This is a genomic window from Pseudomonas sp. JV245A (genome assembly GCF_032424515.1).
Classification (GTDB): domain Bacteria; phylum Pseudomonadota; class Gammaproteobacteria; order Pseudomonadales; family Pseudomonadaceae; genus Aquipseudomonas; species Aquipseudomonas protegens.
The window spans coordinates 1-9,532 of record NZ_VYKE01000176.1 but is presented as its reverse complement, the minus strand read 5'-3'; the positions used below and the strand labels follow the sequence as shown (position 1 = coordinate 9,532).

Here is a 9,532-nt window from a genome sequence, read left to right as displayed (position 1 = left end):
CGCCATCGCCCAGGGGCAGGTTGTGCAGCAGGGCCAGAGTGTCCTGCTGGTAGAGGTCGGCCACCTGCGCGTGATAGGCGCGCAGGCTGAGGTCCTTGTTGACCTGGTAGTCGCCCCCCAGGTACGCCAGGTGCGAGGTGCTGGCCGTGGCATTGAAACGCCGGTTGGGCGAGGCAATGGTCATGGCCTGGTAGTCAGTGGAGTCGCGCTTGCTGATGCGGTCGATGTAGCCGGTGTTGAGGGTCAGGCCGTCGATATCCCTGGAACTCAGGGTGGTGCCACGAAAGGTCTGCGGCAGCAGGCGCGACGGGCTGGCAAAGGCAAACGGCAGGAAGATCGAGACATCGCCGGTCTTCACCGTGGTCTGGGCAAAGCGCAGTTTGGCGGTGGGCGCCAGCCGCGAGTATTCATCGGCGGCGCGCTTGTCGCTGGCCGACACCGGCAGCAGTTCGGTGCCGCTGCGGTCCGGCGAGGAATCGAGCTTGACCCCCAGCAGCCCGCGCACATCCAGGCCGAAACCGACGCTGCCCTCGGTGAACCCCGACTCCATGTTCATGATGAAACCCTGCGCCCATTCCCGCGCGGCGGTCTTCGCCCCATCGTCCTTGTAGTCGCGATCCAGGTAGTAATTGCGCAGGGTCAGGGTGCCGTGGCTGTCATCGATAAAACCTGCTGCCCAGAGTGGGCCAGGCAACAGGCTCAAGCCCAGCAAGGCCAGAGCCAGCCGCGTGGGGCGACTGGGCACACAGGAAGCTGACGCCGCAGCAACGGCGTTGGTGGGGATATTTGGCATGTCCGATGTCCATTTTTTGTTGTTGTTTTAGGTGTCGAGCGAGGGCCTGGCAGCCGACGTCGCGGACAGAGAATGGAAACAGCCCAAGCCTTACGTCAATCACAAACGACCGATAATCGAACATTAATATTATTATCTATTTTTTAAAAAAATCCTCAGTGTCAGTTTATCTATCTGATTTAAATCACATTATTTGCATTTATTGTCCGAAATTAAGGCGCTATTCATTTTTTAGTTATCTTTGTTATCTTAATCACCAGCCACCAGCGCCGACGCATTCAGGCTCGGCGTCCGGCTGGTCACCACAACAAAAACAACAATGAGGTTTGCCCATGGACAGTCCATCGCGTCGTTCGACGCTGACCATCGCTTTGTGTTTTATCGTTGCGCTGATCGAGGGGTTCGATCTGCAAGCGGCCGGCACCGCCGCTGCCGGATTGCGCCAGAGCTTCGCCCTGGACCCGAAGATGATGGGCTGGGTGTTCAGCGTCGGGATCATCGGCCTGCTGCCCGGGGCGTTCTTCGGCGGCTGGGTCGCCGACCGTATCGGGCGCAAGAAGATCCTGGTCGGCGCGGTGCTGCTGTTCGGCCTGTTCTCGCTATGCACGGCCTACGTCGAGAGTTATTCGAGCCTGCTGCTGGTGCGCTTCATGACCGGCCTCGGCCTGGGCGCGGCGCTGCCCAACCTGATCGCCCTCTGCGCCGAAGCGGTGAGTGAACGTCGCCGGGGGACGGCCATCAGCGTCATGTACTGCGGCGTGCCCCTGGGCGGCGCGCTGGCAGCGGTGGTGGCGATGTTCTCCAGCGAACATTGGCAGACCACTTTTATCATCGGCGGCCTGGTACCACTGCTGGTGGTGCCGCTGATGGCCTGGCTGCTGCCGGAATCCAGCGCCTTTCGCCAACACACTACCAGTGCCGGCACCCGCCGTGCCTCCACGACCCAGGCGCTGTTCGGCGAAGGTCGCGGGCGCACCACACTGGCCTTGTGGCTGAGTTATTTCTTCACCCTGACCGTGATGTACATGCTGCTCAACTGGCTGCCGTCACTGCTGCTCGAGCAAGGCTTTAGCAAACCCCAGGCGGGGCTGGTGCAGATGCTGTTCAACATAGGCGGCGCCCTTGGCTCGCTGCTCGGCGGCCTGCTGCTGGATCGCTGCAACGGGATCAAGGTGGTGCTGTTCGTGTACGCCGGGTTGCTGGCGGCGCTGGCCGGGGTCGGGCTGTCCGTGGGCATTGTTCCCATGACCGTGGCCGGTTTTGCTGCCGGGCTGTTCGTGATGGCCGCACAATTGGTGCTCTATGCCCTGGCGCCGCCCGCCTACCCGACCGCGGTGCGTGCCACCGGCGTCGGCGCTGCCGTGGCCATCGGCCGCCTGGGCTCGGTGGCCGGGCCCCTGGCCGCCGGGCAGATCCTCGCCGCCGGCGCCGGCACTGCGGGCGTGCTGCTGGCCACGTCCCCAGGGCTGGTCATCGCTGCGCTGTCGATCCTCACTGTCATCGCCCGGGCCAACGCCACGCCTGAGCTCAAGCCGGCGCATTGAGCCGAGGCGGCAATGCGGGCCAACGCCACACCTGGGCTGCGGCAACCCCGAGTCCAACCCGGGTGTCGCCGCGATCAACGCCTCAGAACGTCAGGCAGATTTTCCCCAGGTGCGCGCCCGAGGCTTCATGGGCGAAGGCCTTGGCGATATCCGCCAGGGGGAAGGTACTGTCGATGATCGGCTTGATGCCGGTGGCTTCCAGGCCCCGGACCATCTCGATCTGCTGCTGGCGGCTACCGACGATCAGCCCCTGCAGGCGCTGTTGCCTGGCCATCAGCGCCGCCGTCGGCACCGGTCCGGCCCAGCCGGTGAGCACGCCGATCAGGGCGATGTGCCCGCCAATGCGGCACGCGTTGATCGACTGCGGCAAGGTGTCCGGGCCACCGACTTCCACCACGTGATCGACGCCGCGGCCGCCGGTGAGCTTGAGCACTTCAGCACCCCACTCGGGGTGGGTGCGATAGTTGAGGGTATGGTCGGCCCCCAGCTCGCGCACCTTGGCCAGCTTGGCGTCCGAGGAGGAGGTGGCGATCACCGTGGCGCCCATGGCCTTGGCCAGTTGCAGGGCGAAGATCGACACCCCGCCGGTGCCCAGCACCAGCACGGTTTCCCCGGCCTTGAGCGCGCCGTCCACCACCAGTGCGCGCCAGGCAGTCAGGCCGGCGGTGGTCAGGGTCGCCGCCTCGGCATGGCTGTAGCCCTTGGGCGCATGGGTGAACCAGTGGCTGGGCTGGATCACCACTTCACGGGCGTAACCGTCGATACCATCGCCCGGGGTGGTGCTGAAATCGGCGATCGCCGGACCGCCATCGTGCCAATGGGGAAAGAAGCAGGACACCACCGCATCGCCCACCTTGAACTCGCTGACGCCCTCGCCCACCGCTTCCACGACCCCGGCGCCATCGGCCATGGGAATCCGCCCGTCGGCGGTGGGCAGCGCGCCGGTCACCACGGCGTAATCGTGGAAGTTCAAGGAACAGGCATGGATACGCACGCGGATCTGCCCGGCGCCGGGCTGGCCGGGGTCTGCCAGCTCCACGCGCTTCAGGTTGTCCAGGGATGCCGGCAGGCTGAGCTTGATGGCTTGCATGGGATGCTTCTCCACAGATCGATAATCATCAGGGGGCTAACCCTACCACCAGTACCGGCTATCTGTAGCCGCTGCACAAGGCTGCGAACGGCTTGGGCGGCATTCCGACGCAGCAGACGCAGGTTTTCAGGGCCGCCACAGGCTCGGCTCGGGACCGCCAGGCAAGGCCCTGCGGGCCTTTGCGCAGCTTCGCAGGCTCAGCAGCGGCTACAGCGCTCAGCGCTCAGCGGATTGTGTCGCGCTGCGCCACCCTTGCTCGCACATAACACTGCTCGGTCACTGGCGCGCCCCATTGCTCGCCCTCTTGCTCCTGCACCAGCACAAAGCCCTGTTCCTCATACAACGCGCGCGCCGCATCCAGGCCCTTGAAGGTCCACAGCCGGGTGGCGGCAAAACCCCACTGGTCACAAAAGCCCAGGGCCTCGACCAGCAGCCGCCGGCCCAGCCCCTGGCCGCGGGCGGCCTCATCGAGAATGAAGCAACGCAGGAGCGCCTCACCGCCCTCGCCCTCCCCATCAATGGCGATGGAACCGACAATCCGTTCCCCCTGCAGCGCCACCCAGACTTCATTGCGCGGGTTGTGCAAACGCCCCATCAATTCGGCCATGTCCCGCGCCACCAGGCTTTCGAAGGGCTGGCCGAAACCCGCCAGATCCGCGTAGTAACGGGCGTGCATTTCGGCGATGCGGCCAATCACTCCGGGCCGGTAGCCACGGGCGATGGAGCAGCGCTCCGGCTGTTCGGGCACGTCTCCCAGCCGCACCGCACGCAATGCCCGGGCGTAGTCGGCGATGCCCGCACAGGCGCTGCGCTGCTGGGCCGGGCTCAGGTGGGCCAGGGCCGCGGCCACCTGGGCCTGGGCGAAACGGTCGATGCCGGCCAGGGTCTGGCGCCCCCGGGCGCTGAGCTGCAGCTTCTTGGAGCGGGCGTCCTGGTCATGGGCCTGCTCGCTGATCTCGCCGGCGTCCACCAGCTTGCGCACCAGGCGGCTGACGCTGGATTTCTCCAGGCCCAGCAGGGTCACCAGGTCACCGGCGGTCAGGGCATTGCCCTGGCCGATCTCCAGCAGTGCGTGCACCGCCGAGGGCGGGTAGTCGGTGGCGGCCAGGGTGGCCTGCATGAAGCCCAGCTCGCGGACCATCTGCCGGGAGGCCTGGCGCAGTGATGGGATAAGGGAAGCGGATGAACTCGGCATGGGCGTGACCTCGCAAGTGAGGCACTTAGTTGTACCTTGCAACCAATTAAACCTCAACCCTGCTCACTTTTCCGAGTGTCAGTCAGCCCTGGTGAACGGCAATAAAAACTCAAGCACTCACTAATGAGAAGCATTACCATAAACGCCCATTTCACCCACCTCGACCTCGGAACCCTTATCGATGGTGCCCAACCCTTCGCTACAGCACGCCGTGGGCGAGCTCTACCTCCAGCATCACAACTGGGTGGTGCAACTGCTGCGACGCAAGCTCGGCAACCAGGACCAGGCCATGGACCTGGCGCAGGACACCTTTGTGCGCATCTTGCGCAGCGAGCGACTGCCGGTACTGCGCGAACCCCGGGCCTACCTCAACACCGTGGCCAGCCGCCTGTGCGGGCAGTATTTCCGGCGCCAGGCCCTGGAGCGCGCCTACCTGGAAACCCTGGCGCAGCTGGAGCCGCAGTACCAGCCCTCGCCGGAAACCCGGCTGCTGGTGCTTGAGGCCCTGGACGCCGTGGGCCAGGTGCTGGACGGCCTGGGCAGCCGGGTGCGCGAGGTGTTTCTGCTGTCCCAGCTCGAAGGCCTGACCTACCCGCAAATTGCCCAACGCCTGCAGCTCTCGGTCAACGTGGTGCAGAAAGCCATGCTCAAGGCCTACCGCCACTGCTACGCGGCGGTGTACCCGGGATGAACGCCTTCCAGCCAGTGGACGATCAGGGCGCCGTGGAGCAGCAGGTACTGGACCAGGCCCTGGAGTGGCTGGTGCTGCTGCAATCGGGCATCAGCCCCCCCGAGCAGCAGGCCGCCTGCCTGGCCTGGCGCCGGGCCGACCCGCAGCATGAGCTGGCCTGGCAGCGCCTGGCCGGCATCGGCCAGGACCTGCGCGACAGCACCCGCAGCCTGCCCGCGCCCCACGCCCGGCAACTGCTGCAGGCTCGTAGCCACCCCGGGCGGCGCACCCTGCTCAAGGGCATCGTCGGCCTGGGCGTGGTGGCCGCCAGCAGCTGGAGCGTGCGCGAACGGTTGCTGTTGCCGCAACTGTTCAGCGACTACCACACCGCCACCGGCGAGCGCCGCCAGCTGCAACTGGCCGCTGGCGCCAGCCTGCAACTGGACACCCGCACCAGCCTCGACCAGAAGGCCAGCCCCCAGGGCCTGCAACTGCGGCTCAACAGCGGCCGCCTGTTGCTGACCCTGGGCAACGCCGCGCCCGTGCAGGTCGCCACCACCGATGGGCACATCCAGCTCGCCCCGCGCTCGCAGTTGATCCTCAGCGTCGGCTTGCCGGGCATCAACGGCACCCGGGTACAACTGCTCGCCGGCAGCGGCTCGGTGAGCACCGCCCATGCCCCTGCGCTAAGCCTGGACCCGGGCCAGCAAGTGGATATCGCCCAACAGCGGATCAGCGCCCTGGCCGCCGTGCCCACCACGGCCAATGCCTGGACCCAGGGCCTGCTGATCGCCGAGCGTCGCCCCCTGGGCGAGGTGATCGCCGAACTCGACCGCTATCGCCCCGGCCTGCTGCGCTGCTCCGCCGAAGTCGCCGGGTTGCGGGTTTCCGGCTCGTTCTCCCTGGACCAGCCGGACGCCAGCCTCGATTTGCTGGCCAGGACCCTGCCGATTCGCATCCGGCGGGTAATGGGGTACTGGGCCTCCGTGGACGCTGCCTGATTGTTTTCCTGTTTTTTTCAGGGCGGCGGCAGTTTTTTCAATCTCGTGCATCAAGACCAGGGAAGAAGCTGGAAAACAGCTCAGCGCCATCCCTTCCCAACCCACGGATTTTCCTTATGCACATTCGCCTTACGCCCCTTGCCGCGACCTTGCGCCCGGTCATCATCGGCCTGTCCATCGCCAGCACCAGCCTGCCGCTGCTGGCCACGGAAGCCGGCGCCGCCGTGACCGACCACCAGCAGCGCGACTACGCCATCGCCCCGGGCAACCTGGACCAGGTGCTGGGCATCTTCGGCCAGCAATCGGCAAGCATGATCGCCATCGACGCCAACCTCAGCGCCGGTAAGCGCAGCACCGGCCTGAATGGCCGTTTCAGCGTGGCCGAAGGCCTGCAGCGCCTGCTCAAACCCCTGGGCCTGCAAGCCGTGGCCGAGGGCGCGGGCTATCGGGTAATACAGGCCAGCGGCGGTGAACGGGTCGAGCTGGGAGCAACCACGGTCACCACCAACCAGCTGGGCACCGTCACCGAAGGCAGCGGTTCCTACACGCCGGGCACCATCGCCACCGCCACCCGGCTAGTGCTGACACCGCGGGAAACCCCGCAGTCGATCTCGGTGGTGACCCGCCAGGCCATGGATGACTTTGGCCTCAACTCCATCGACGAGGTGATGCGCCATACCCCAGGCATCACCGTAGCCACCTACGACAGTGACCGCACCAGCTACTACTCCCGCGGTTTTGCCATTCAGAACTTCCAGTACGACGGGATTCCGATCCTGCAGGACGCACAGTACTCCTCGGGCCACACCCTCACCGACACGGTGATCTACGACCGCGTGGAAATACTCAAGGGTGCCACCGGCCTGCTCACCGGTGCCGGTGGCCCCGGCGGCACCATCAACATGGTGCGCAAGAAACCCACTGCCGAATTCGCCGGGCACATCGACCTGGGGGCCGGTTCCTGGGACAACTACCGTTCGCAGGTCGATGTCAGCGGCCCCCTGACCGACAGCGGCAATGTCCGCGGGCGGATGGTCGCCGCCTATCAGGACAAGAAATCCTTCCTTGACCACTACCAGCGCCAGACCAGCGTCTACTACGGCATCCTCGAGTTCGACCTGTCACCGGACACCCTGCTGACCGTCGGCGCCGACTATCAGGACAACGACCCCAAGGGTTCCAGCTGGTCGGGCAGCAGCTCGCTGTACGACTCCAAGGGCAATGCCATCAGCACCTCGCGCTCCTACAACAACGGCGCGAGCTGGAGCCGCTGGTCGCAATACACCCGCACCGTGTTCAGCACCCTGGAGCACAGCTTCGCCAACGGCTGGGTGGCCAAGGCCCAATACAACCACCAGATCAATGGCTACAACGCGCCCTTGGGTTCGCTGATGTCGCCCAATGCCGAGACCGGCATCGCCTCGCTGCTGACCCGCAAGTACACCGGCGAAACCGTCAGCGACAGCGGCGACCTCTACGCCACGGGCCCCTTCGACCTGCTGGGGCGCGAGCATCAGTTGGTGGTCGGTGCATCGATCTCCAACTCGCACTGGAAAGGCCGGGACTTCACCAGCGCCACCAATCACAACAATTTCTACGACTACTTCAACTGGGACGGGCACAGCCCCAAGCCCGATTGGGGCAGCATGACCAAGAAGAACGACGAGACCACCCGCCAGAGCGCCGGCTACATGACTGCGCGCTTTAGCCTCAACGATGATCTTTCGTTGCTGCTCGGCAGCCGGGTCAACAACTACGAGGTCAGCGGTACCAGCCGGACCAAGGACACCGGCAAGGTCATTCCCTATGCTGGGGTGGTCTACGACCTCGACCAGAACTTCTCCGTCTATGCCAGCTACACCGAGATCTACCTGCCCCAGGACGACTACCGCGACCGCAACGACAAGGTGCTCAAGCCCGACGAAGGCACCAACTACGAGGTGGGCCTCAAGGGCGAGTTCTTCGACGGCCGCCTGAACTCCAGCCTGGCCTATTTCGAAGTGCATGAAGAAAACCGGCCGGTGGATGACCTGGCCTACAACGCCAACCCCACCACCCCCGGGCTGGACTATGCGTCCAAGGGCATCAAGTCCAAGGCCAAGGGTTATGAAGCGGAAATCTCCGGAGAGCTCGCTCCCGGCTGGCAACTGCAGGCCGGCTACACCCACAAGATCATTCGCGACCAGAGCGGGGCCAAGGTCTCCACCTGGGAACCGGAAGATCAGGTCAACCTCTACACCAGCTACAAGCTGACCGGCAGCCTCGACAAGCTGACCCTGGGCAGCGGCGTGCGCTGGCAGGGCACTGGCTGGAAGATACTCAGCAACTACGGCAAAGGCACCGAGGAAAAATTCGCCCAGGACCCTTACTGGCTGGTGGACCTGATGGCCCGCTACCAGATCACCGAGAACGTCTCGGCCACCCTCAACGTCAACAACCTGTTCGACAAGAAGTACTTCACCAACATCGGTTTCTACAACTCGTCGTACTACGGCGACCCGCGGAATGTGATGCTCAGCACCCGCTGGAACTTCTAAAGCCCCACCGTCGTGGCCCGCCCCGGCAGCGGGTGGCCACGACATCTGTTCCCCCTCCCCCCGTAGCATTTTCTAACCTTTGCCGCCGACCGCTGCGCTGAAAATGAGTGCCGTCATCCCGGCACATCTGTTAAAAACGCGCTGTCGTCCGTCCTGTGGTGAAGCCCTGCATGTCCCCAACCCTGTCCCAGCGCCTGCGCCGTCGCTGGTTTTCCCTGCTGTGCATGGCCGCGCTGGTGGTCGGCCTGCCGGTGAGCTGCGCGGTGCTCGAACACAAGGAACGCCAACTGGTGTTTCGCATCGAGCCCGGCACCGCTGGTTGGTATCGCGGCCTGCCGAGCACGGTGCAGGAATTCGAACTCAAGCCGAAAAGCTTCAAGGCCGGGCAGAACATCCACGCCTGGTGGTGGCCGGCACAACGCGCCGATGCCCCGGCGATCCTCTACCTGCACGGGGTCCGCTGGAACCTCACTGGCCAGCTGTTTCGCATCGAGCAGCTGCACGCCCTGGGTTACTCGGTGCTGGCCATCGACTACCGCGGCTTTGGCCAGAGCCACGGCGACCTGCCCTCGGAAAGCAGCGTGTATGAAGACGCGCGCATCGCCTGGGAGCGGCTCAAGGTCTTGCAGCCCGACGCCAGCAAGCGCCTGATCTACGGCCATTCCCTGGGTGGCGCGGTGGCCATCGACCTGGCCGCCGAGC

General features: G+C 65.1%; 8 protein-coding genes. 5 read left to right on the top strand and 3 right to left on the bottom strand.

The window, feature by feature from the left end; genetic code table 11:
* Window positions 1–793, bottom strand: a 793-nt coding sequence (locus F6S12_RS27570; RefSeq protein WP_315869539.1) for an OprD family outer membrane porin, incomplete at its 3' end; no start/stop codon positions are given.
* Window positions 794–1,125: 332 nt separating this feature from the next.
* On the opposite strand from F6S12_RS27570, the gene mhpT reads away from it, so the two are divergent.
* Complete coding sequence (gene mhpT, locus F6S12_RS27565; RefSeq protein ID WP_053159126.1) at window positions 1,126–2,337, top strand: 3-(3-hydroxy-phenyl)propionate transporter MhpT; 1,212 nt, start codon at window positions 1,126–1,128, stop codon at window positions 2,335–2,337.
* 82 nt (window positions 2,338–2,419) lie between these two features.
* On the opposite strand, the gene F6S12_RS27560 is transcribed toward mhpT, so the two are convergent.
* Together F6S12_RS27560 and F6S12_RS27555 are read right to left on the bottom strand one after the other, a co-directional pair.
* The gene (locus F6S12_RS27560; RefSeq protein WP_315869538.1) at window positions 2,420–3,427 is read right to left on the bottom strand and encodes an NAD(P)-dependent alcohol dehydrogenase; all 1,008 of its coding nucleotides are present in this window, start codon (window positions 3,425–3,427) and stop codon (window positions 2,420–2,422) included.
* A 223-nt stretch (window positions 3,428–3,650) separates the two neighbouring features.
* A complete protein-coding gene (locus F6S12_RS27555; RefSeq protein ID WP_210672369.1) occupies window positions 3,651–4,622 on the bottom strand; it encodes a bifunctional helix-turn-helix transcriptional regulator/GNAT family N-acetyltransferase in 972 nt (323 codons plus the stop codon).
* Between the two features lie 181 nt (window positions 4,623–4,803).
* Here F6S12_RS27555 and F6S12_RS27550 point away from each other — a divergent pair, with 181 nt between their 5' ends.
* The 4 genes from F6S12_RS27550 to F6S12_RS27535 all read left to right on the top strand — a co-directional run.
* The gene (locus F6S12_RS27550) at window positions 4,804–5,313 is read left to right on the top strand and encodes a sigma-70 family RNA polymerase sigma factor (RefSeq protein ID WP_011061763.1); all 510 of its coding nucleotides are present in this window, start codon (window positions 4,804–4,806) and stop codon (window positions 5,311–5,313) included.
* Window positions 5,310–6,293 carry a DUF4880 domain-containing protein gene (locus F6S12_RS27545; protein ID WP_125063019.1) on the top strand — a complete coding sequence of 328 codons (984 nt, stop codon included), beginning with the start codon at window positions 5,310–5,312 and terminating at the stop codon, window positions 6,291–6,293. The genes F6S12_RS27550 and F6S12_RS27545 overlap by 4 nt, the downstream gene beginning before the upstream one ends.
* Before the next feature lie 116 nt (window positions 6,294–6,409).
* Window positions 6,410–8,830 carry a TonB-dependent siderophore receptor gene (locus tag F6S12_RS27540; RefSeq protein WP_315869537.1) on the top strand — a complete coding sequence of 807 codons (2,421 nt, stop codon included), beginning with the start codon at window positions 6,410–6,412 and terminating at the stop codon, window positions 8,828–8,830.
* Window positions 8,831–9,000: 170 nt separating this feature from the next.
* Window positions 9,001–9,532: alpha/beta hydrolase (locus tag F6S12_RS27535; protein WP_315869536.1), on the top strand; the 532-nt coding region annotated here is incomplete at its 3' end.